This is a genomic window from Gordonia sp. SL306 (assembly GCF_026625785.1).
GTDB lineage: Bacteria > Actinomycetota > Actinomycetes > Mycobacteriales > Mycobacteriaceae > Gordonia.
Map to the genome: position 1 here is coordinate 1,708,387 of NZ_CP113063.1, position 21,833 is coordinate 1,730,219.

Consider the following 21,833-nt stretch of genomic DNA (forward strand, 5'->3'; position numbering starts at 1 on the left):
CTCCTGTCGGCGCCGCTGGCTGCGGCGACACCCTTTCCAACAACGGGGTCGCCCGATTTGGTCCCGGCCCTTCGAAGGGCGATGACATTTGTCAGCGCGAATCGATGATTGCGCCCACTACCTCCCCTGATGCCGTCCGACGATGCTGACAAGCATGCGAAACAGACACAGCACCAGGTTCGACGTCGAACTCGGCCGGCACCCGACACCGCGGTCGACGGTCATCGCCGCCCGCGGACTCCGGCGCACCTACGGCCGGGGCGCCACGGCGTTCGAGGCGGTCCGGGGCGTCGACATCGACGTCCGCGAGGGCGAGGTGTTCGCCCTACTCGGCACCAACGGCGCAGGCAAGACGTCGACCTTCGATCTGCTCGAGGGGCTGACCGCACCGACGGCGGGACACGTCGAGGTGTTCGGGCTCGATCCCCTCCGCAACCGCACCCTCGTCCGCCCCCAGGTCGGCATCATGCTGCAGTCCGGTGGCCTGCCCGCCGAACTGACGGTCGCCGAGACCCTGCAGATGTGGCGCGGCACGTGTTCGCGCCCGATGACCGTCCTCGACGCGCTGGCCAAGGTCGACCTCACCGATCGAGCCGACGTGCGGGTGGGTTCGCTGTCGGGTGGCGAGAAGCGTCGCGTCGACCTCGCCTGCGCGCTGCTCGGGCAACCCCGACTGCTCTTCCTCGACGAACCGACCACCGGCCTGGACCCCGAGAGCCGACGGCAGACATGGAAGCTCTTGTCCGAACTCAAGTCCGACGGCGTCACGATCGTGTTGACCACCCACTACCTCGATGAGGCCGAAGCGCTCGCCGACCGCATCGCGATCATGCACCGCGGCGAGATCTCCCGGCGCGGGACCCTGCGCGAGATCGTCGACCACCACCCGGCGCGTATCGCTTTCGACCACCCCGGCCTGATGCTGCCCGACCTCCCCGATGCAGTCGTCGACACCGGCGCGCGCGTCACCATCGCCACCCATCATCTGCAGACCCACCTCGACACGCTGTTGACCTGGGCGCGCGAACACCGCGTTGCCCTGCACGGCCTCGAAGCCCGGGCCGCATCACTCGAATCGGTGTTCCTCGACATCGCAGAGGGCACCGATGACACCAGGCCGACCATCACTGCGACACCGATCGGAGCGCACCGATGACCACCACTACCCGCACCGGATCCGTCGACCCCACCGGCAGGCGTCGGCCCCTCATCGCACTCGCGACCGCCGAGTTCCGTCAGTTCTGCCGCAACAAGACGCTCGTCACGATGGGCACCCTGTTCCCCATCGGGATTCCGCTGGCGACATTGTTCATCGCCCGTCGCGAAGCGGATGTCACGGCGACCGTCGCCGCCACGACCCTCGAACTGTTCGCCTATGCGGCGCTGCTGTTCGTGCAGTACTACTCCGTGCTGTCGATGGTCACGACGCGGCGCGGCGAGGGGGTGCTCAAACGCCTGCGCACCGGCGAGGCGGCCGATTGGCAGATCCTCACCGCTCCGGCCGCACCGGGGATTGCATTGACCGCCCTCGGCGCGGCCGTCGTCGCCGGCGTGGTCTACGGATTCGGCGCACCCGCACCCGTCAACCCGATCCTGATCGCCGTCGCACTGATCGCCGGCGTGGTCCTGTTCTCGGTACTCGCACTGGCGACCAGTGCCGTCACGAAGAACGCCGAGGCCGCCCAGATCACGTCGCTGCCGGTGATGGTGCTCGCCACCATCGGGCTCGGGTCGATTCGCTCGATCCTCCCCGACGGCCTGGCCACCCTCGCCGGCTGGACGCCGTTCGCCGCGATATCGGATCTGGTCTCCCTGGGCGCCACGGGCAAGACGGTGATGGCGTCGTCGACCGACGCGGCCCTCGACTTCGCGGGCACCTTCGGCGAGATCGAGCAGCCGCTTGCCACACTGGTCCTATGGTCGGCTCTGGCATTCGCCCTCACCTCGACGAGCTTCCGGTGGGACGATCGCGGGTGACGGCGGTGACGGGCTGGTGGCGCGGACTGTCCGGGCCGGAACGATTCCGGCTCTACACACGCCTCACGTTGCAATCCGCCATCCTTGCGGTCGCCGTCATCCTGGCCGTCACCACCGCACGCGCGTGGGCGACGCCCGGGGTGCTGATCGCCGGCGCCGCCGCGCTGCTGGCCGTGGAGGCCCAGCCCGAGTTCGCCACGATCGGCCGCGGCCGGAAGCGTCGATGGATGCTGCCCACCGCGACCGCCGTACTCGTCGCGATGTGGCTGGGTTACGCCATCGCCGCCCGCGTGTTGTCGGACGAGGCCGACGTCGACGCCGCCCGCAGCGCGGGCATCTACGTCGCGATGCTCGCCGCGCTGTCGATCGCCCCATTCGTCCGGCACAGCTGGTGGATCGCTCTCGGCCTCAGCGTCGCGACCGGGGTGGCCTTCGGCGCCCACCCTGGTGGGATGCTGCTGGTCGCCGGGATCACCTTCCTCGTCGCCGTCTTCCTCGTCGGCACCACATTGTTGACCCGCTGGGCCATCACCATCGTCGACGACCTCGAGCGTGCCCGCGTCGTCGAAGCGAAACTGCGAGTGGCCGAGGAACGTCTGCGATTCTCCCGCGACCTGCACGATGTCGTGGGTCGCGGATTCTCGGCGATCGCGGTGAAGAGTGAACTGGCATCGACACTTCTGCGGGCGGGTGCCGCCGACCGTGCGACCACCGAGGTCGAGGAGATCAAGACCCTGGCCGTCGAATCGATGGATCAGATGCGCGCGCTGGTCCGCGGGTACCGCGACATCAACCTCGACGGCGAGGTCGCCGGCGCCCGATCACTGCTGTCCGCCGCCGGATGCGAGCTCACCGTCGAGGGCGATCCGTCGGCGGTGCCTGCCGAGTTCCATGAGGTCGCCGCGTGGGTGGTCCGCGAGGCGACGACGAACATCGTCAAACACTCGTCGGCGACGTCGGCCACCATCACCATGGGATCGTCCGGAATGACGTTGAGGAACAACGGGGTATCGTCGGTCGCGACCGACGCAACCGCCGGCGCCGACGAGCGATCCGGACTGCGGGGGCTGGCCGAGCGGCTCGCCCAGGTGGGCGCGCACATCGAGCATTCCTCGACCGCCGACGGGTTCGTGCTCGAGGTGAGGTGGGAGGACGCATGATCCCGGTGTTGCTGGCCGACGACGAGACCCTCATCCGAGCGGCGATGGCGACGATGCTGGATCTCGAGGACACCATCGACGTCGTCGCCCATGTGGGTTCGGGTGAGGAACTCGTCGAAGTGTGGCAAGCCCGTGCCGACGCGGGTGACGATGTCGCGGTCGCACTGATCGATCTGCAGATGTCGGGAATCGACGGGATCGACACGGCCACAAAGATACTGGAGATCACCCCCGACGCCGGCATCGTGATCGTGACGAGCCACGGCCGTCCCGGCTACCTCAAACGTGCCCTCTCCGCCGGGGTCCGCGGATTTCTGCCCAAGACCGCGTCGGCGGCCACCCTGGCCGAGGTCGTCTCCACAGTGCACGGCGGAAGTCGTTATGTCGATCCCGAACTCGCCGCGGAGGCCATCAGTGCTGGTGAAACCGTCCTGACCGCACGTGAGGCCGATGTCCTGGAGTACGCCCTCGACGGTGCAGCCGTCGACGAGATCGCCACCCGCGCACATCTCTCGCCGGGCACGACCCGCAACTACCTGTCGTCGGCGATGGCCAAGCTCGATGCAGCCAATCGCTACGAGGCCGCGCGCAAGGCACGCGAGTTGGGCTGGATCTGAACGGTTCCGGGCCGCTGACCTCGACATCTGACATTTGTCATCACGGCCGGGCACGGAAAGTCATCGCCGATCGATGACTCCGCGTACTACTGAGAATTCGGCACAACGAGCAGTGTCGAAGGCATGGAACAACACACGAACACGTTGCCCCGACTGATCAGCATCGACGACTTCTTCGCACCGCCGCGCCGCACCGGCGCGACCATCTCACCGGATGGCACGCGGATCGCCTTCCTCGCTCCCCGCGGCGACCGGCTCAACATCTGGGTACAGGACCTCGACTCCGATGACGAGCCACAGTGCGTCTCGGCGGACGAGACTCGAAGCGTCCGCAATCACCGGTGGACCGACGACCCGCGGTGGCTGCTCTACCTGCAGGACACCGGTGGAGACGAGAACTGGCACGTCTTCCGCGTCGACCTGGAGGCCCCCGGCGCACCTACGGTCGACCTCACCCCGCACCCCGGGGCACGAGCCGTCGGACTCGAACCGGCGCCCGGACGACCGGGCGTGATGACCCTGCTCCTCAACGCCCGCGACGTGAGCGTGTTCGATCTGTACGAGATCCACGTGGCATCAGGCGAACTCACGCTCGTTGCGGAGGGCCCTGGGGTGGGAAAGGCCTGGGTGCCAGGCCGTGACGGCGAACTCTATTGCACGGCCATCACCGAGGATCGCCGCTTCGAGATCTCCCGCCGCGACCCGGTCAGCGGGGCCCTCACCCCGATCATCTCCTACGACGGGGACGACAACCCGTACGGCGTCACGGTCGCGACGATGACCCCCGACGGCACCGGTATGTGGATCAGCACCAACCGCGATCGTGACCGGACCCGACTTGTCCGGGTCGACCTCGCCACCGGCGCCGAGACAGAGGTCGACAGTCATCCCACGCTGGAACTCGACGCCGATCGTCGTGCCGTGGCGGACATGTCGTCCCCACTCATCCGGGACCGCGCCACCGATGAGCTCATCGGCGTCCGCTATCTCGGTGAGCGCCAGGTCATCCACGCTCTCGACGCCGACTTCGCCGACGTACTGGCCGAACTCGAGACGCTGTCCGACGGTGACATCGGCGAACTGTCGTCGGATCTGGACGGCCGGCGGTGGGTTGTCAGCTTCACCCACGATCGCGACCCCGGGGCCACCTGGCTGTACGACCACAGCACGGGCGAACGCCGATTGCTCTTCCGTCCGTTCCCGCATCTCGACCCCGAATCGCTGGCACCGATGGTGCCGGTGACCATCACGGCGCGTGACGGACTGGATCTGCCCTCCTACCTGACTCTGCCGGTGGGCGTCGAGCCGACCGACCTTCCGATGGTGCTGCTGGTCCACGGCGGACCGTGGTACCGGGACTCCTGGGGATACCAGCAGGTCGTGCAGATGCTCGCCAACCGCGGATACGCGGTGCTGCAGGCCAACTTCCGCGGGTCCATCGGCTACGGCAAGGCGCACACGCAGGCAGCGATCGGCGAGTTCGCCGGCGCCATGCACAACGACCTGCTCGACGCCGTCGACTGGGCGGTCGCGCAGGGATACGTCGATCGCGATCGGGTCGCCATCTTCGGCGGCTCCTACGGCGGATACGCCGCACTCGTCGGCGCCGCCTTCACACCGGAGGTCTTCGCCGCGGCCATCGACTATGTCGGCATCTCCGATCTCGAGAACTTCATGAACACCCAACCCGCGTTCCTCGGCGCCGGCATCGCGAACAACTGGTACCGCTACGTCGGCGACCCGAACGTCCCCGAGCAGGCCGCGGACATGCGGGCACGATCGCCGATCAGTCGTGTCGGCAACATCGTCCGGCCGCTGATGGTCGCACAGGGTGCCAATGACCCGCGGGTGGTGAAGGCGGAGTCCGACACGATCGTCGCAGCACTGGCCGAACGTGGGGTCGACGTCGACTACCTGGTCGCCGACGACGAAGGACACGGATTCGTCAACCCCGAGAACGAGATCACCCTCTACCGCACCGTCGAGCGTTTCCTCGCTCGCCACCTGGGAGGACGGACAGCATGATCGACCAGAACCAAAACCAGAGCCAGAGCCAGAGCCAGAGCCACATCGTCGCGCAACAACTCGGCGGCACCACCGGAATGATCTACACCGCCGTTCCCATCGTGGTGTTCGTGATCGCGAACAGCATTGCACCACTGCCGATCACGATCGGCGTGGCGATTGCCGTCGCCGTCGCGATCGCCGTACTGCGCGTGGTCCGTGGCGAACAACTGATGACCGCCCTCGGCGGTGTCTTCGGGGTCGCCGCCGCCGGCGCGGTGGCCGCCGCGACCGGCTCCGCCGACGGATATTTCCTGATCGGTATCTGGGCGAGTCTGGCAGGCGCCGTCATCACCGGCGCCTCGCTGATCGCCCGCCGACCGCTGACCGGGCTGCTGTGGAATGCGTTGCACGGCAACAAGCACCCGTGGCGTCAGGATCGTCCGGTGCTGCGCGCCCACGACCTGGCCACCCTCACATTGACGGTGCTGTTCGCCGCACGGTTCGTTGTGCAGCAACAGCTCTACGATGCCGACGCCACCGGCTGGCTCGGGGTGTCCCGCATCGGCATGGGATTCCCGTTGCTGGCACTGGCTCTCGTGGTGGTTGTGTGGGCGTTCCGCCGGTCCTCGAAGCGACTGACCGACGACGGCGAACACACCGCTCAGATCGCCGACTGAATCCGCTCGACAACACGCAGGGTGGCCAGCGTCCGGGCATGATCGGACGCCGTATCCCCCGAGGTGTCCACGAGGTCCGCAAACCGGCGGACCTCGTGGACCATGTTGTTGGACGGCCCGTCGAAGGTGTGGTCGCTGACGGTTCCGTCGAGCAGCGCCACCCGCGCCGACGTCGGCTGCGCGACATGCTCGAAGGTGAGCGTGCCGAGTTCGCCCTGGATCTCGTTGACCCGACCGGACGCGGTGATCTTCGAATATGACAGATCGACGACCAAGCCACCGTCGAAGGTCGCCAGCACCGCACCGGCACCGTCGGCGCCACCGGGGATGGGGATCGACGCCGCGACGACCCGCTCGGGTTCGCCGAAGAGCGTGACCATCGCGGCCACCGTGTAGACACCGAGGTCGAGCAGGGCACCGCCGGCCATCGCCGGGTCGAAGATGTTGACGCGTTCACCGGCGAGCACCTTGTCGTACCGGGCGGAACGCTGGCAGTACGCCAGGGATGCACGCCGCAGAGTGCCCAGTGCCGGGAGAAGTCCGGCGAGGTCGGCCATCCCGGGGTCATAGCAGTTGCGCATCGCCTCGAGCAGGATCACACCGGCCGACGACGCGGCATCGGCGAGCTCGACGAACTCCGCGCTCGTCGGTACCGCAGGCTTCTCCACGAGCACATGTTTGCCCGCGTCGATCGCCTGTCGGACCTGGTCGCCGTGAGCGCCGTTCGGCGAGGCGATGTACACGCCGTCGACCTCGGGGGACGCCAGGAGCGCATCGAGATCGGAGACCGAGGACGCGAGCCCGGTGTCGGCAGCGAACGCCGCGGCTCGTTCCGGATCGCGGGAGTATGCCGTCGTCACGTCGACGGTCGGCACGGAAGCGGCGGCGTCGAGGAACGAGCGGGTGATCGTGCTGGTACCGATGGTCGCCATGCGGATCATGAGGATCATTCTGCCCGCACAGGTGGGCAAGCGTGAACGGTACGGTGAGGCATGACCGCATCGACATGGGGCCCGATCACCCAGACAGCGTGGGTGGTCGAGGAGATCGAAGCAACCGAGCGCTTTCTATCGCAGCTGTGCGGCGCAGGCGAATGGACCCGGATGCCCGACATCGAATTCGGCGACAACTGCACCTTTCGCGGCCAACCTGCCGACTTCACCGCGCACATCTCACTGTCCTACATCGGCGAGATGCAGCTCGAGTTGATCCAGCCACGGCGCGGCGAGAGCATCTACACCGAGTTCCTTCGCACCGCCGGTCCGGGCATCCACCACATCTGTTTCGAGCCGCAGAACCTCGACGACGCGGTGTCCGACGCCGCACGCTCCGGTGTCGAGGTGATCCAGAGCGGAGACATGGGTGGCGCGATGCGATTCGCCTACCTCGACGCCGGGCAGGCAGGGGTGCCCTGCGTCGAACTCGCCGAGATCGGGCCGGACATGCGGGCCTTCTACCGCCACGTCAAGGATCGATCGTCGAGTTCGTCACCGTCACGGTGACTAGTCCCCGCCCAGTCGCGTGACCAGACCCCGATCCCCATCCACCCGCACCCGGTCGCCGGTCTCGAGCACTTGAGTGGCCACCAGAGTGTTGACGACGCAGGGCAATCCGTACTCGCGGGCCACCACAGCGCCATGTGACACCGAACTGCCGATATCGGTGACCAGCGCGGCGATCACGGTAAAGTACGGCGTCCACCCCACGTCGGTGACCGGAGCGACCAGGATCTCGCCGCGCCGCAGCTCACGCGCGTCGACAATCGACTTCGCGACGCGCACCACTCCCTCCACCGTTCCCCGGCCGGCGGGCCGACCGGCGATCGCATCGCCTGCGTCACCTCGCTGCGGCGGTGTCACGAGCGGGGACGGCCGCCCCACCGAGACGTCGTCGAACTCGAGGGAGTCCTGGAATGCCAGCGCTTCTCGACGTTTCACGGCGCTGTGCACCAGTCCGGCGACATCGTCAGTACCGACGAGGCGGTGCAATTCCGCGCGGTCGAAGAAGTAGACCAGATCGGCGTCGGGCAAGCGTCCCGACCCGGCCAGCACCTCACCCAGGTGGCGGTAACCCAGTTTGAGGCGGTGCGCCATCAGCGCCATCTTCGATTTCGTCTGCTCGCGCCCGCGAGCGCCACTCTGCGCCCACCGGGCGAGAAGTCGGACAGTCGATGACCGGGGTGCCGCCACCTCGACGGCGCTCGGCCCGTTGTCGACCGGATCGAGCGCTGAGCGCAACATGACCTGCATCATCGCGCCCAGACCGCCAGGGTCTTCGGCCCAGGACGGGTCACGCATGCACAGCTCGCGGTAGCCGCGATGTCCGTGACGACTCAAGAACTGCCGCAACGCACTACCGCCTGCGCCACCGGCGGCGCGCAACTCGGTGACCGCGCCCTCGGGTAGGGCAGACAGGAACTTCTCGGTGGCCGCAGCATCGGCGGCGACGGTGTGCACCACCGCGTCGAGTTCGGAGAGCATGAGCGCGCTTTCGACGTCGGTTGCGCCGGCCATCAGCCGACTCGCCTCGGCCCGGCCATCGTCCTCACCGCGTCCGTCCTTGATCGCCTGCCTCATCAGCACGCTTTCGAGAACATTGGCCGCGACCGCTGCGCGAGACGACGACCGCACATGCGTCAGGGTGATGTCGCAGTACTGCTCGACACCGGATTCCAGCTGCTGCATGACAACTCGTGGGTCATCACCGGTCGGTATGCGGAAAGCGGCGATCTGCTCGTCCATCCGGCGGATCGCCGGGCCCGCAGACAGCGCGTGCGTGCTGAGCCGGACCGTGTTGCCCAGCTTACGGATGAACGGTTGCGGCGGCTTGGGTTTCAGCTCGTCGATCACCCGGCCACAGATCGACGTGGAGAACTGCTCCAGGGAGTTGCCCAAGATGCCCGAACTCAGGGCCGTGCCCTCGGTCAGGTTGAGGAACATGTGCCCGTAGAAGTAGCCGACCTGGAGCCACGGCTTCTCGTAGCTCTCCTGTGCCCGCGCCACCACTTGGATGGCCTGCATCGCGTAGTCGATGGCGTAGCCGGATACCGACGCGGTCAGCGGGCAGAAGGCCCCCGGCATCATCTCGCCGATATTGCAGCGCGTGTACACGTGATCGGCACCCGCAAGCGGCGAGTCCATCTCGTTGAGATCGGCAGGCAGAGTGGTGATCGGCCGCGCCTGCAGCCACCACAGCTTCCCGGATCGGTCGATCGCCCATTCGAGATCCATCGGCCTGCCCCAATGCTCAGCAGCGCGTAGGGAATCGGAGCGGATCTCCGCGATCTGGGCCGGCGACAAGACCGGCATTGCACCCATCTCGCTGATGACCGCTGTGCCGCCTGCGTCCAGGACGATGTGGTCGGGCGAGGCCGTACCGTCGACGAGCGCTTCGCCGAGGCCTGGGACGGCGTCGATCACCATGAGGTCGCGCCGGCCGGTTGTCGGATCCGCGGTGAACACCACGCCGGCACTGCGCGCGTCGACCATCCGTTGGACCACCAGATGCATGGTGGCGCCAGGTTGTCCGCGGTAGGACGAGGCTCGTCGAGAATGTACGGAAGCGGCGCACTTGCGCACGGCCGCGGCGAAGTCGTCGACGGACTCGACGCCGAGCACCGTGTCGTATTGCCCCGCGAAGGACTGGTCCTCACCGTCTTCCCCGACTGCCGAGGACCGGACAGCGACGGCGGCCGACTCGGCTACGGTCATCTGGGAGAACCGTTCCGTCACCCCGTCGAGGGAGCCCTGTGCAGAAGCGTCGGCGATGACGAATCCATCAGGCACCGAGAGCCCGATGCGTCGCAGTTCTGCGAGTCCCGCTGCCTTGCCGCCGAAGCGGTCGTCGGCGATGTCATCGAGTTCGATCGTTGTCGGTGCCATGTCGATCACCGCAACGCGTCCACGATCTCGGCGAGCGCGTCGACGGCGATCGGGCCGGGCTGATACAGGCAGATCCGGTCGGACACACCGTCGACGCGGTCGCGGATGTGCGCGGCCACCTCGGCGGGGGTTCCGCACGCGGCGATGGTGTGCAGTATCTCGTCGTCGATCAGCGTGGCCATCTCCTGCCAGCGACCCTGCTTGGACATCGTGTTGAGTTCCGGCTGCAGGTCGCCCCAGCCATGGGCGTCGAGCACCGGCCGGTATGCGGGGGTGGAGCCGTAGAACGCCAACAGCATTCGGGTCGAGGCGTGGTCGTCACCGACCGACACGATGATCTCGGGCACCACTTCGAAGTCGTCCTCGCTACGCCCGGCGGCCGCCAGCCCTGCACGAACGCCCGGCATCGTCGCCTCGTGCAGGAATCGTTTCGTCCCGAACGGCATCACCAGCAGTCCGTCGGCCACCTCCGCGGTGGCCCTGGTCATCCGCGGGCCCAGCGCGCCGAGATAGATCGGCGGCGGGCCGTAGGGGTTGGGCCCGGGCACAAACGTCGGCGTCATCAAGGTGTGTCGGTAGTATTCGCCACGGAAGTCCAGGCGTTCACCGTCGCTCCATGTCGCGAAGATCGCCCGCAGCGCCCCCACCATTTCCTTCATCCTGGCAACCGGGTGGTCGAACTCGACGCCGTAGCGCTTCTCGATCTGTGCGCGCACCTGCGTGCCCAGGCCCAGGATGAAGCGCCCCTCGGACAGCAGCTGCAGGTCGTTGGCCTGGTGCGCGAGCTGGATAGGGTTGCGGGGGAACGCGATCGCGACATTGGACATCACGTCGAGGCCCTTGACCGCCGACGCCGACACCAGCGGCGTGAAGACGTCGTGCGGGCCTTCGAAGGTGAATACACCGGAGGCCCCGGCCTCTTTGAGAACCCTCGCGCGGTCGACCGCATCGGTGGGATCGAACAGCGCTGTCATGATCTTCATGGCCGTGCCCCCTGGTCCGCCACATCGGTCCAGTCGAAGAGTCCCGACGGATGGTGCGGACCGATGACACCGTGCTCGAACAGCCCTGCCCCCTCACAGGTCCGACCGTCGGCCTCGGTACACACAGCTGTGGCGACGTGGTCGATGAGGCTGAACGGCGCTCTGGCCATCACTTCCGGGTCCGTCAGATCGAAGCTGACACGCTCGGCGAACGGCCCCTCCTTCCACGTGCCGTGTGCCCACGACGAGTCGCCACCGTATCCCGACCCGAATGCGATGGGCGCGAAAAGCTTCGACTCGACGTCGAGTTGTATCCGGTCCCCGGCACGGTTCATGAACTCGACATGGGCACCGTGGGGAATCCTTGTTCCGGGTGTGTAGTGGATGGTGACTCGTACTCCGTCGAGTTGTTCGATACGGCCGTCACGCCAGCGACGGGTGCAGTCGTAGAGGCTGCGGTGCCCATCGGGGTCCTCTTGCAGGATCATGAACAGCTGGTAGTCGTCGAAGGCCAGCGGCAGATAGAGCCACCACATCCCGCGGAACGCTGCGTCGGGTCGGCCCGACGGTTCTGCCTCACCGACCGGTCGGATACCCCAGGACCGATCGCGACTCGCCACGCTGGACTCATGATCGACCGCCAACCGCTCGCCGTCGACGTCGATCCAGCCCTCCCACGTGCCGACCTGAGCAAAGCGACACGCCTGCAACGTCACCCGTCGCTCGGTCAGCATCTCGTGCGGGCGCTCCAGAGCGGCGGGGAACAGACCTCGCCACGTCAGATCCGCCGAGATGCCTTCGGTATCGGCCAGGGTCAGGTGCATCTCCTGCAACGGCTCGACAACATCGAGACGGTAGCCGTTGACGCTCTGGTGGAGACGATCGTCATCGATGGCGTCGCTGAGGTGCACCGCGGTCTGCGTGTCGCCGCGACGGACGACGAAGTAGGCGTCCTTGACACCCAGGCGCGGGTAGTACCCGATTCCCGTCAGCGCCATGAAGCGGCCCTCGCGGTCGAGGACGTTGAAGTACGACCGATCGTAGAAATTCCGATCGGCGGTGGCCGGCCAAGAGATCGGTGCCGGCGTCTGGTGGATCGGGTACTCGTCGAGTGGGCTCAGTTGCACTGACTCTCCCTATAAATACGATGCATCCTGTATTGGAACTATGCTGTGGTCATGACAGCAGAAACACCCGGCGAAGGCAAGAGGTCTGTACCGTCGCCCGGCCGCCCCCGCGACGGCCGGATCGATGCCGCGATCATCACGGCCACCCGGGAGCTGATCCTCGAAACCGGATACTCGGCGCTGTCGTTATCGGCGATAGCCGCGCGCGCCGGAACCACCACGGCCGCCATCTACCGGCGATGGGCCGGCAAAGCCCAACTCGTGCACGAGGCGGTGCTGTCCGCCGAAGAGATCCCCACGTCGGATGGTTCCGGCGATATCCACACCGACATCCGGGCATTGGTCGAGACAGTCCGCGAAATGTTCGACAACCCGGAGGTTCGCATGGCGCTGCCCGGCCTGATCGCCGACACCGTTGCCGATCCCCAGGTGCACAGCATGATGATCACCCGACTGGCCGGCAATCTGGCCACCTTCGAATCCCGGTTCGGTCAGGAGCGCCGCGATGACGACCAGTTGCCCATGCTGGCCGAGGTCGTCGCGGGCACCGCGATCTTCCGCATCCTCATCCGCCGGGACGCCGCCCTCGACGATGCCTGGGTGGACGAGATGACCGAGCTGATCACCGAACGCTGGCCGTCCGGTCGGACGACCTAGTACTACCTCCCACGGCGTTCCGCGGAACGCTCACGCCGCGATCGGTTCGGTGCGCTCTCTGGCTTTGAGCGCCCAGATCGCATAGAGCACTTCGGTGGTGTATCCGAGGTCGAGGCGGCCACCGCCGACCGGCATGGTGGCGCCGACGGCGATGCGAGGGTCCGGGGTCCAGCCGGCGGGCGCAACGATGGTGGGCGCGCGTTCGATCACCGATCCACTCTGGCGGTGAAAGGTGAACTGTTGCCCACCTTTCGCGGTGATGGTGAACTCGCCGCGATGTAATGCGCGATGGTGGGTGCCGCACAACAAGATCAGATTGTCTGGATCGGTGGGGCCGCCGTCGGCCCACGACCGCACGTGATGGACGTGCAGGTGGCGGGTGCGTCCACAAGCCGGGTGCCGGCAGCACCGGTCACGCTGGGTCACGATCCGGATCAATGCGGCGGTCGGCGTCCGACGTTTGTGACCCCAGTTGAGAACGGCGCCGCGGCGGGTGGTGTGCACTTCGCGGACCGCCGCCCCGCAGCGCGCTTCATCGACCTCCACGTCGAACAACGCGGGCCCGTCATCGAGATGATCATCGGCCTGGTCGCCATCGTCGTCGACGATGTCCTGGCCGTGGGTGTGCACGAGGATCTCCGCACCGGGCGCGGTCTCGGGGATGTCGACGGCGCCGTGGAGGGTGTCGGCCATCGCGATCACCGCCGGGGCGATGTCGGCGGGCACATGGCGCCACAGATCGCGCTGCCGGCGTTTGACCTCGGCCGGCCCGAGGTCCTCGGCGTCGTCGGTGGCGGTCTCGTCGGGTTCGAGCGCGTTCCGCGGAACGTCGAGATCGTCTTCGGTGCGGGTCCGCTCGTACTCGGCCCGCACTGCACCCGCCAGAAACCTCGCACCATCGAGGGGGTTGAGCCGCAGGTTCACCGACAGCGAGCCGTCATCGTTCCATCGCCATCGACCCGACGACGCGATCACACCGGATTCCTGTTCTCCGGCGCCGCGATCGATGTGCCGCATCGACCGCACCAGCGCATCCACCTGTGCTGCGGTCGCACTCAGCGCCACGTTCAGCAATTCCTGCTGACGCTCCGGAGTGGCCACCCGAGTCAGTGCCCGCACCTTCGAATACGTGACCCGCCCGTCGGCGAATGACTGTGAGATCAGCGGGAGTTCGGTCAACGCGTGGGCAATCCTCAGATGGTCTTGCGCGGTCCGCAACGACAACCCCGTCCGCCACGACAGCCAATGCGCACACGACATCACCCCCTCACCGCTCCACGCGTGACGATTGTCGAACTCCACCAGCAACCCCATGAACCGCGCCGTCAGCGCCGCCATCTGTCCGGCATACCCGACCACCCGCTCGCGTAACTGACGATCCGACAACTCGCCGACCGGAGTCACGTCAAAGATGTTGGGCGACCGGGGCTCGGCCTCGGGCACAGACGGATCAATGGGAACGACAACGGTCATTTCAACCCCCGACAGGTCGAGCTGAATCGAATTACCTCAACGATATCGGTGACCACCGACAACACCGGCGTTCCGCGGAACGCCGTGGGCCCCTGGCGGGCCCAGATCGATTCGGACCGTCACCGGCGTCACTCCGAGTGCACGAACATTCATCGCGTTCAACCAGCGGAGCGGACGGAGACCACAGAACTCACGTTGCCGTACGAACGGATCATCGCCGACGAGTACCGTTGCCACACCCTCGATCCAGGTGAACCGGAGTCCGATCCGGAGCCGCACACGGACGTCTGGGTTCGCACGGATGTTGGCCACATACCCGGCACGAAGGCCGTGTTCGGCGACGAGCCAGAAGGTGTCGCCCACTCTCCCGTTGCCCACCGGCACGATGCGGGGTCGGCCGGTCCGTCGGCCAATCGTCTCGACAAGCGCAAAGCCGAACGGGACGAAACCGATCCGAAACAGCGCTCGCACCAACGGGTTCACACACCATCGCTGGACAAGTATCACCGCCCGGCGCTTCGTCGCAGGCGCGGCGACCGTCACCATCACATTGGCCACCATCACGCCCGTGATGATCAACGGCTGGATCTGGGACGCCGGCGCTGTCGGATCGACCGCCCACATCGCCCAACTCAGGCCCGCCACGACCACCGCACCGGAACCGACCCATCTGACCACACCAGCCATACGAACGTATGGTTCCATACGTGTGTATGGTTGTCCAGTGACCTCGATGCGCCGGCGCACACCGTTGACCGAAGCCGATCTGGGCGACGCCGTGCTCGCGGTGGCAGCCGAGCACGGACTGGCCGCCGCGACCATCCGGAACGTGGCGATGCACCTCGGTGTGTCGATCGGCGCAGTGCAGCATCACTTCCCGACCAAGGACGCGCTCTACATCTCGGCCTTCACCGCGCTTGTCGATCGCGTAGCCGAACGCATCGGTGCAGTCGGCCACGACACGGAGACGGCGTTGGAGGACATCCTCGTCGAACTTCTCCCGATCGATTCCCGGCGCCGGGCAGAAGCCCGGGTGATGATCGAATTCTCCGCTCTCGCAACCAGATCTCCGGAGTTGGCCGCGATCCAGGAAAGCACTCTGGGCCGGATCCAGGTCGGCCTTCGTGATGCCTTGCGCGCCCGCGGCGTCGACGCACCGGGCCTGCGCGCAACCGCACTCCTCGCGATGGTCGATGGGCTGGCGCTGCATTGGTCGAGCACGACCGGCGCCTACCCTCAGGAGGCGCTGGAGTCGGTGCTACGGGACCACCTGACTCTCATCCTCGGCTGACCGGGTGACCCTCCGTGTCGATCTGCTCCTGACTCGCAGCCCACGACGCGAGCAGCTTCAGCCCGTCGGCGGTGGGCGTTCCCGCGGCCGCGGTGTAGATGTTCAGGTACAACCCGGGCTCGGAGGGCAGTTCCATCCCCTCGAAGTCGAGGTCGAGCTGCCCGACCACAGGGTGGCGGAGCCGCTTACGTCCACTGCGATGGAACCGGACGTCTTGGGAGGCCCAACGTTGGCGGAAGAGCTCACTGCGCGTGGACAATTCACCGACGAGCTGGATGAGGGCCTTGTCGTTCGGGTTCCGACCGGCCTCGAGCCGTAGCATCGCGGCAGCATCCCTGGCGATCTGGTCGTAATCGACGAAGAACTCCTCGGCCTCCTCCGGATGCAGGTAGACGAATCGGGTGGTGTTCGCAGGTCGTCGAGGATCGGCGAGCACCGGCGAATAGAGTGCCCGCGCGAGCTGATTCATCGCGACGATGTCGTGACGACCGTTGCGCACCCAGGCCGGCGCGTCCGCGATGGCGTCGAGGACCTGTTGGATGGCCGGTCGCACTGTCGAGGCCGGGGTGCGGGCCCGGCGAGAACCGGCACCGGCCTGTGACTGGCGGGCCAGGGCGTAGAGGTGATCCCGCTCGGCCTCGTCGAGCTGCAAAGCGCCGGCCAGGGCGGCGAGCACACTGTCCGATGCACCGGCGAGGCTGCCGCGCTCCATCCGCACGTAGTAGTCGACCGAGACCCCCGCGAGCAGTGCGACCTCCTCGCGACGCAGACCCTTGACGCGACGGTTGCTGCCGTAGGCAGGCAAGCCCGCCTGATCGGGGGTGATGCGCGCGCGCCGCGAGCTCAGGAACTCGCGGATCTGAGTGCGCAGGTCGGTGGTACCCATGGACTCCAGGGTAGGCACGATGCCGCAGGCCAGGGAGGTACTGACAGTACCCGGAACGATGGTGACTCCCCACGCGCGCGGAATCGCGGTGCACTGGATGTCATGAAAGCCACCTACATGTACGGCGCCGGCGACGTCCGCGTCATCGATGTCCCTGATCCGACCCTGCAACTACCGACCGATGCCCTGGTCCGAGTGGTCCGCGCCTGTGTCTGCGGCAGCGACCTGCACCCATACCACTCCATGCCCGACACCCCCGCGGGCGCGCCGATGGGCCACGAGTTCATCGGCGTCGTCGAGGCCGTCGGCTCCGAGGTCACCACCGTCAGCGTGGGTGATTTCGTCATCTCGCCGTTCGTCGTATCGTGCGGGACCTGCGAGTTCTGCCGGGCCGGCCTGCAGACGTCGTGCCTGCGTGGCGGATTCTGGAGCGACGACGCCATCGGCACAGCCGGAGCGCAGGCCGAAGCCGTTCGGGTACCACTGGCCGACGGCACCCTGGTGAAGGCGCCGGTGGACGAGAACGCCGACGACGCTCTGTTGGCCTCGCTGCTCACCCTCTCCGACGTGTACGGCACCGGCTGGCATGCCGCCGTGCGCGGGGGCGTGACCAGCGGAAGTTCGGTCACCGTGATCGGCGACGGAGCGGTCGGCCTGCTGTCTGTGCTCTCCGCCCGTCAGCTCGGTGCCGAGCAGATCATCTTGATGGGCCGCCATCAGACCCGAACCGACCTCGGTCGGGAGTTCGGCGCCACCGAGGTTGTCGCAGCACGTGGCGACGAGGGCATCGAGCAGGTCCGTGACCTGACCGGGGGTCTGGGCAGCCAGGTCGTCCTGGAGGCCGTCGGACATCGTCCCGCCTACGATCAGGCGGTCGGCGTGGTCCGTGCGGGCGGTGTCATCAGCCGGGTCGGCGTCCCTCAGTACGACGATGCGCCGGTCGGCTTCGGCTCGCTGTTCGGCCCCAACGTCACGTTGACCGGCGGCCCCGCACCGGTGAGGGCCTACATCGATCAGCTCCTCCCGGCGGTGCTCGACGGCAGCGTCGTCCCGGGCAAGGTGTTCGACCGGACGTTGTCACTCGACGAGACACCCAAGGCGTACACCGCGATGGATGCCCGCGAGGCACTCAAGGTCGCGGTGCGGCCCTGACCGTCAGTCCTGCGGGTCGAGTCGGAACGTCTCGCCCGGTCCGTGCGGGGCGACGACAGTTCCGACGATCTTCGGGCCGTAGCGGTCGTATTTGAGGTGGTACGCGGCGTCCAGGGACGGATGCACGTCATCGTCCGGTTCCTGGAATGCCACGTCCTTCTCTACGCCGCCGGCCCGGATCCGACCGCGACCGCCGGCGAGGGCGCGCCGGAACCAACCGTTGTCCCGCCCGTATGCGGAGCGGATGAAGATGTGGTCGCCCGAGCGCACCGCCCAGATCGTGACGAACGGCCGCAGTGTGCCATCCGATCGATACGAAGACACCTGCAACTCGTCGGAGTCGCTGATCCGGTTGAGTTCATCGTCGGTCCACGTCATCGTCGACTGTCCTTCCGTGGGGTGTCTGACCACCGTAAGCGCAGATCTCGCGTGGTGGGAGGTACTCGCAGTACCTGGTACGACGAACACTCCTTCGTGAAGTGCCATCGGCGTAGCGTGAGGATATGGCCATACCGCAGATCGAACTCAACAATGGAATCCACATCCCGGCTTTGGGTTTCGGGGTGTACCAGACACCACCCGACGAGACGGCGACCGCCGTGGAGACGGCGCTGTCCACCGGCTATCGCCATATTGACACCGCCGCAGCATATCTGAACGAATCAGGAGTCGGCGAGGCGATCCGCCGCTCCGGCATCGACCGTTCCGAATTGTTCATCGAGACCAAGATCTGGATCACCGACTACGGCTACGACGCCACTCTGCACGCCTTCGACAAGGCCGCAGGCAAACTCGGCGTCGAGCAGATCGACCTCCTCATCCTGCACCAGGCACTACCCGGCGAGTTCAACCTCACCATCGACGCCTACAAGGCGCTCGAACGCCTACTGGCCGACGGAAAGGTCAAGGCCATCGGCGTCAGCAACTTCATGCCCGACCACCTCGCACGACTTCTCGACGCGACATCGGTGGTCCCGGCGGTCAATCAGATCGAGGTCCACCCGTACTTCCGGCAGTCCGCCCTGCTCGATGCCGATGCCGAGCACGGCATCGTTTCCCAGGCGTGGTCGCCGATCGGGGGGATCACCTTCTACCGCGACGGCTCCCACGGTTCCACGCTCGAGGACCCGACACTGCAGAAGATCGGTGCCGCACATGAGAAGACCACCGCGCAGGTGATGCTGCGGTGGCACATCCAGCAAGGTCGGCAGGTGATCCCCAAATCGGTGACACCGTCCCGGATCGCGGAGAACTTCGACGTGTTCGACTTCGAGCTCACCAACGACGAACTCGCCTCCATCGATGCACTCGACACCGGGGTGCGTGGTGGTCCGGAGCCGGAGGTCATCACACGTGAGAAGTTCGGCCTGACCATTCCCGAAGCGTAAGGACGGAAGATGGATATCGACCAACACAAACCCACCACCAAGAACCCGCCCGAACAGTTCACCGGCGACGTCTGGCTCGACCCGATCGCATTTCCCCGCGAGTCCGGTCAGCAGATGGTCGTGGCGAAGGTGCGCTTCGCGCCGGGCGCACGCACCGCGTGGCACTCACACGCCCGCGGCCAGACCCTCCACATCACCCAAGGTGTCGCATGGGTGCAGTCCCGCGGCGAAGCCAAGGTCGAGGCCCACCCGGGTCAGACTCTGTATTGCCCACCCGGCGAGGAACATTGGCACGGTGCGAGCAGCGACTCCTTCATGGAACACCTGGCGATGCTCGACAATGCCGAGGATCCGGCGACCACCACGACGTGGCTCGAACACGTGACGGAGGAGGAGTACCTGGCCTGACGCGGGGCAAGCCGCGAAGATCGCTGAGCCCCCAGCCGAGTGAATGGTAGGCGCAGACCAGTTGGGATAGTGGAGACCGGATCGCACGAAAGGGGAACTCGATGACCACGTGGCTCATCACCGGTTGCTCGTCCGGCCTCGGGCGCGCACTTGCCGAATCCGTGCTCGAGCACGGCGACAACGCCGTCGTCACCGCACGCGTCGTCTCGACGGTTCAGGATCTTGTCGACCGCCATCCGGACACCGCCCTGGCGGTCGCCCTCGACGTCACGGACAGCTCACAAGTGAGTGCCGCTGTCAGCGCTGCCGACGAGCGTTTCGGCGGCGTCGACGTTCTCGTCAACAACGCGGGCTACGGCTATCGCGCCGCCGTGGAGGAGGGTGAAGACGGGCCGGTCCAACAACTGTTCGACACACACGTGTTCGGGACGGCGCGGACGATCAAAGCCGTGCTGCCCGGGATGCGGGCCCGGCGCGCCGGCACCATCATCAACATCTCCTCGATCGGCGCCCGGATGTCCCCGGAAGGCTCGGGATACTACTCGGCGGTCAAGGCGGCAATCGAGGCGTTGACGCTGTCGCTGCGCAGAGAGGTTGCTCCGCTGGGTATTCGAGCGATCGTCGTCGAACCCGGCGCTTTCCGAACCGATTTCGCCGGCCGGTCACTGACCCAGTCTGCCGACGCCATCGGCGACTACGCCGACACCGCAGGCAAACGGCGAATCGAGAACGACACCGTGCACGGCACCCAACCGGGCGACCCGGCCAAGGCGGCCGCCGCTCTCATCACAGTTGCCGAGTCTGCCGATCCGCCGTACTTCCTGCCGCTCGGCAGCGACGCCGCGGCGGCCGTTCGCAGCTCTCTCGACGCGTTGGCCGTCGACATCGAGAAATGGGATGAGCTGACGCGGAGTACGGACTTCGCGCAGTGAAGACCCCAGTGTCCGCCGACGCCGTGTTGGTGGAGCGTTCGGGCACAACGCATCCGCTCACCGACGGCCGATGGCGCGGCGACGACGGCGGACCGCTGATGGTGAGCCCGATCAGCGGACTGACTCCGAACGAGATCGACGCCGCCGAGCGATCATTGTGGCGTTACGGCGGAGCCCTCCCTGTCGACCCGAGTTTCCGGGTCAGTCTCGGCGAGGGATGGACACCGCTCGTCTCCCTACCGTGGGGTCGCGGCGACATCCGGTTCAAGCTCGAATGGTTCAATCCCACCTCGAGTTTCAAAGATCGCGGGGTGTCCGTGATGATGTCGCACCTGCGCAGCCAGGGGGTGTCGCGGGTCCTCGAGGACAGCTCGGGCAACGGCGGATCGGCCGTCGCCTGCTATGCCGCGGCCGCCGGCATCCACGCCACGATCATCGTCCCTGCGGCGACCTCGCCGGCAAAGATACTGCAGGCACGCGCCTTTGGCGCGGAGATCGAACTCGTGCCCGGAACTCGCGACGAGGTGTCCGACGAGGCCATCAGGCAATCCGCGACGATCCCGTACGCGAGCCACAACTGGCATCCCTTCTTTCTGCAGGGAACCAAGACCATCGCCTATGAGATGTGGGAACAACTCGGCTTCACCGCACCCGACAACGTGGTGCTGGTCGCCGGCGCCGGCAGCAACATCCTCGGCTGCGACATCGCCTTCCGCGAGCTACTCGAGGCCGGGCAGATCGACCGGCTCCCGCGACTCCTCGTCGGACAGCCCGAGCACTGGGCGACCATCGCCGATGAAGTCAATGGGATCGATCCGGAAAGCCGTGGGCCCCGAGAGCCCACGATTGCCGAGGGCGCATCGATCGCGCGTCCGGTTCGCCTCATCGAAACAGTTGCAGCGGTGGTGGATTCGGGAGGTTCGGCCGTCGCGGTGTCCGACGACGAGATCCGTGCGGCCGTGGCGGCCCTGACCGCACGAGGCCTCTACGCGGAACCGACGAGCGCAGTCGCGGCCGCGGCGCTCGACCGCTTCCTGGCCGACGGCACCATCAGACCCGATGACACGACGGTCGTCATCCTGACCGGCACGGGACTGAAGTCCGCCGACTCGATGGCGGCCGTCGTGGGGAGAACGCCTGACTGACCTGCCTGTAGCAACCTGCTACACTGGGTTTCACCCTGCTACAGCTCGTACCGTGCCACAGATGGGCTTGCC

General features: G+C 66.8%; 22 protein-coding genes. 14 read left to right on the forward strand and 8 right to left on the reverse strand.

The window, feature by feature from the left end; genetic code table 11:
- The first annotated feature begins 154 nt into the window (after window positions 1–154).
- The 6 genes from OVA31_RS07775 (at window position 155) to OVA31_RS07800 (ending at window position 6,438) form a co-directional block, all read left to right on the forward strand.
- Window positions 155–1,156, forward strand: coding sequence for an ABC transporter ATP-binding protein (locus tag OVA31_RS07775; protein WP_267630515.1), 1,002 nt, complete (start codon window positions 155–157; stop codon window positions 1,154–1,156).
- A complete protein-coding gene (locus OVA31_RS07780; RefSeq protein WP_267630516.1) occupies window positions 1,153–1,977 on the forward strand; it encodes an ABC transporter permease in 825 nt (274 codons plus the stop codon). The genes OVA31_RS07775 and OVA31_RS07780 overlap by 4 nt, the downstream gene beginning before the upstream one ends.
- On the forward strand, window positions 1,974–3,137 hold the full coding sequence (locus OVA31_RS07785) for a sensor histidine kinase (protein WP_267630517.1): 1,164 nt from the start codon (window positions 1,974–1,976) through the stop codon (window positions 3,135–3,137). The genes OVA31_RS07780 and OVA31_RS07785 overlap by 4 nt, the downstream gene beginning before the upstream one ends.
- Window positions 3,134–3,754, forward strand: coding sequence for a response regulator transcription factor (locus OVA31_RS07790; RefSeq protein WP_267631439.1), 621 nt, complete (start codon window positions 3,134–3,136; stop codon window positions 3,752–3,754). The genes OVA31_RS07785 and OVA31_RS07790 overlap by 4 nt, the downstream gene beginning before the upstream one ends.
- A gap of 123 nt (window positions 3,755–3,877) precedes the next feature.
- Window positions 3,878–5,779, forward strand: coding sequence for an alpha/beta hydrolase family protein (locus OVA31_RS07795; protein ID WP_267630518.1), 1,902 nt, complete (start codon window positions 3,878–3,880; stop codon window positions 5,777–5,779).
- The gene (locus OVA31_RS07800; protein ID WP_267630519.1) at window positions 5,776–6,438 is read left to right on the forward strand and encodes a DUF3159 domain-containing protein; all 663 of its coding nucleotides are present in this window, start codon (window positions 5,776–5,778) and stop codon (window positions 6,436–6,438) included. The genes OVA31_RS07795 and OVA31_RS07800 overlap by 4 nt, the downstream gene beginning before the upstream one ends.
- On the opposite strand, the gene OVA31_RS07805 is transcribed toward OVA31_RS07800, so the two are convergent.
- Window positions 6,423–7,379 carry a Gfo/Idh/MocA family protein gene (locus OVA31_RS07805; RefSeq protein WP_267630520.1) on the reverse strand — a complete coding sequence of 319 codons (957 nt, stop codon included), beginning with the start codon at window positions 7,377–7,379 and terminating at the stop codon, window positions 6,423–6,425. The two genes, OVA31_RS07800 and OVA31_RS07805, sit on opposite strands and share 16 nt — an antisense overlap.
- Window positions 7,380–7,430: 51 nt before the next feature.
- Here OVA31_RS07805 and OVA31_RS07810 point away from each other — a divergent pair, with 51 nt between their 5' ends.
- Entirely contained in the window at window positions 7,431–7,940 is a 510-nt protein-coding gene (locus OVA31_RS07810; RefSeq protein WP_267630521.1) for a VOC family protein, read from the forward strand.
- Here the strand turns inward: OVA31_RS07810 and OVA31_RS07815 are convergent, their stop codons facing one another.
- The 3 genes from OVA31_RS07815 to OVA31_RS07825 are packed head-to-tail and all read right to left on the reverse strand — an operon-like array spanning window position 7,941 to window position 12,429.
- Window positions 7,941–10,319, reverse strand: a complete 2,379-nt coding sequence (locus OVA31_RS07815) for a PEP/pyruvate-binding domain-containing protein (protein ID WP_267630522.1) — start codon at window positions 10,317–10,319, stop codon at window positions 7,941–7,943. It lies immediately after the preceding gene.
- Between the two features lie 5 nt (window positions 10,320–10,324).
- The gene (locus OVA31_RS07820; RefSeq protein WP_267630523.1) at window positions 10,325–11,302 is read right to left on the reverse strand and encodes a TIGR03617 family F420-dependent LLM class oxidoreductase; all 978 of its coding nucleotides are present in this window, start codon (window positions 11,300–11,302) and stop codon (window positions 10,325–10,327) included.
- Window positions 11,299–12,429 (reverse strand): hypothetical protein, encoded by a 1,131-nt coding sequence (locus OVA31_RS07825; protein WP_267630524.1) that lies wholly within the window; start codon window positions 12,427–12,429, stop codon window positions 11,299–11,301. The genes OVA31_RS07820 and OVA31_RS07825 overlap by 4 nt, the downstream gene beginning before the upstream one ends.
- Before the next feature lie 51 nt (window positions 12,430–12,480).
- Here OVA31_RS07825 and OVA31_RS07830 point away from each other — a divergent pair, with 51 nt between their 5' ends.
- Complete coding sequence (locus OVA31_RS07830) at window positions 12,481–13,086, forward strand: TetR-like C-terminal domain-containing protein (protein WP_267630525.1); 606 nt, start codon at window positions 12,481–12,483, stop codon at window positions 13,084–13,086.
- 30 nt (window positions 13,087–13,116) lie between these two features.
- Here OVA31_RS07830 and OVA31_RS07835 read toward each other — a convergent pair whose 3' ends face one another.
- Together OVA31_RS07835 and OVA31_RS07840 are read right to left on the reverse strand one after the other, a co-directional pair.
- Window positions 13,117–14,499 carry an HNH endonuclease signature motif containing protein gene (locus OVA31_RS07835; protein WP_267631440.1) on the reverse strand — a complete coding sequence of 461 codons (1,383 nt, stop codon included), beginning with the start codon at window positions 14,497–14,499 and terminating at the stop codon, window positions 13,117–13,119.
- 96 nt (window positions 14,500–14,595) lie between these two features.
- Window positions 14,596–15,246, reverse strand: a complete 651-nt coding sequence (locus OVA31_RS07840; protein WP_267630526.1) for a nitroreductase/quinone reductase family protein — start codon at window positions 15,244–15,246, stop codon at window positions 14,596–14,598.
- Window positions 15,247–15,292: 46 nt separating this feature from the next.
- On the opposite strand from OVA31_RS07840, the gene OVA31_RS07845 reads away from it, so the two are divergent.
- Window positions 15,293–15,850 (forward strand): TetR/AcrR family transcriptional regulator, encoded by a 558-nt coding sequence (locus OVA31_RS07845; protein WP_267631441.1) that lies wholly within the window; start codon window positions 15,293–15,295, stop codon window positions 15,848–15,850.
- On the opposite strand, the gene OVA31_RS07850 is transcribed toward OVA31_RS07845, so the two are convergent.
- A complete protein-coding gene (locus tag OVA31_RS07850) occupies window positions 15,837–16,736 on the reverse strand; it encodes a helix-turn-helix domain-containing protein (RefSeq protein WP_267630527.1) in 900 nt (299 codons plus the stop codon). The genes OVA31_RS07845 and OVA31_RS07850 overlap by 14 nt on opposite strands.
- A gap of 102 nt (window positions 16,737–16,838) precedes the next feature.
- On the opposite strand from OVA31_RS07850, the gene OVA31_RS07855 reads away from it, so the two are divergent.
- A complete protein-coding gene (locus tag OVA31_RS07855; protein ID WP_267630528.1) occupies window positions 16,839–17,888 on the forward strand; it encodes an alcohol dehydrogenase catalytic domain-containing protein in 1,050 nt (349 codons plus the stop codon).
- Window positions 17,889–17,891: 3 nt separating this feature from the next.
- Here OVA31_RS07855 and OVA31_RS07860 read toward each other — a convergent pair whose 3' ends face one another.
- Entirely contained in the window at window positions 17,892–18,266 is a 375-nt protein-coding gene (locus OVA31_RS07860) for a DUF2255 family protein (protein WP_267630529.1), read from the reverse strand.
- A 125-nt stretch (window positions 18,267–18,391) separates the two neighbouring features.
- Here OVA31_RS07860 and OVA31_RS07865 point away from each other — a divergent pair, with 125 nt between their 5' ends.
- From OVA31_RS07865 to OVA31_RS07880, 4 genes are all read left to right on the forward strand, one after another.
- Window positions 18,392–19,276 (forward strand): aldo/keto reductase, encoded by an 885-nt coding sequence (locus OVA31_RS07865; RefSeq protein WP_267630530.1) that lies wholly within the window; start codon window positions 18,392–18,394, stop codon window positions 19,274–19,276.
- 9 nt (window positions 19,277–19,285) lie between these two features.
- The gene (locus OVA31_RS07870) at window positions 19,286–19,684 is read left to right on the forward strand and encodes a cupin domain-containing protein (protein WP_267630531.1); all 399 of its coding nucleotides are present in this window, start codon (window positions 19,286–19,288) and stop codon (window positions 19,682–19,684) included.
- 101 nt (window positions 19,685–19,785) lie between these two features.
- Entirely contained in the window at window positions 19,786–20,616 is an 831-nt protein-coding gene (locus tag OVA31_RS07875) for an oxidoreductase (RefSeq protein ID WP_267630532.1), read from the forward strand.
- Window positions 20,613–21,761: a threonine synthase gene (locus tag OVA31_RS07880; protein ID WP_267630533.1), complete on the forward strand. Its 1,149-nt coding sequence runs from the start codon at window positions 20,613–20,615 to the stop codon at window positions 21,759–21,761. Before OVA31_RS07875 ends, OVA31_RS07880 begins: the two co-directional genes overlap by 4 nt.
- The last annotated feature ends 72 nt before the right edge of the window (window positions 21,762–21,833 follow it).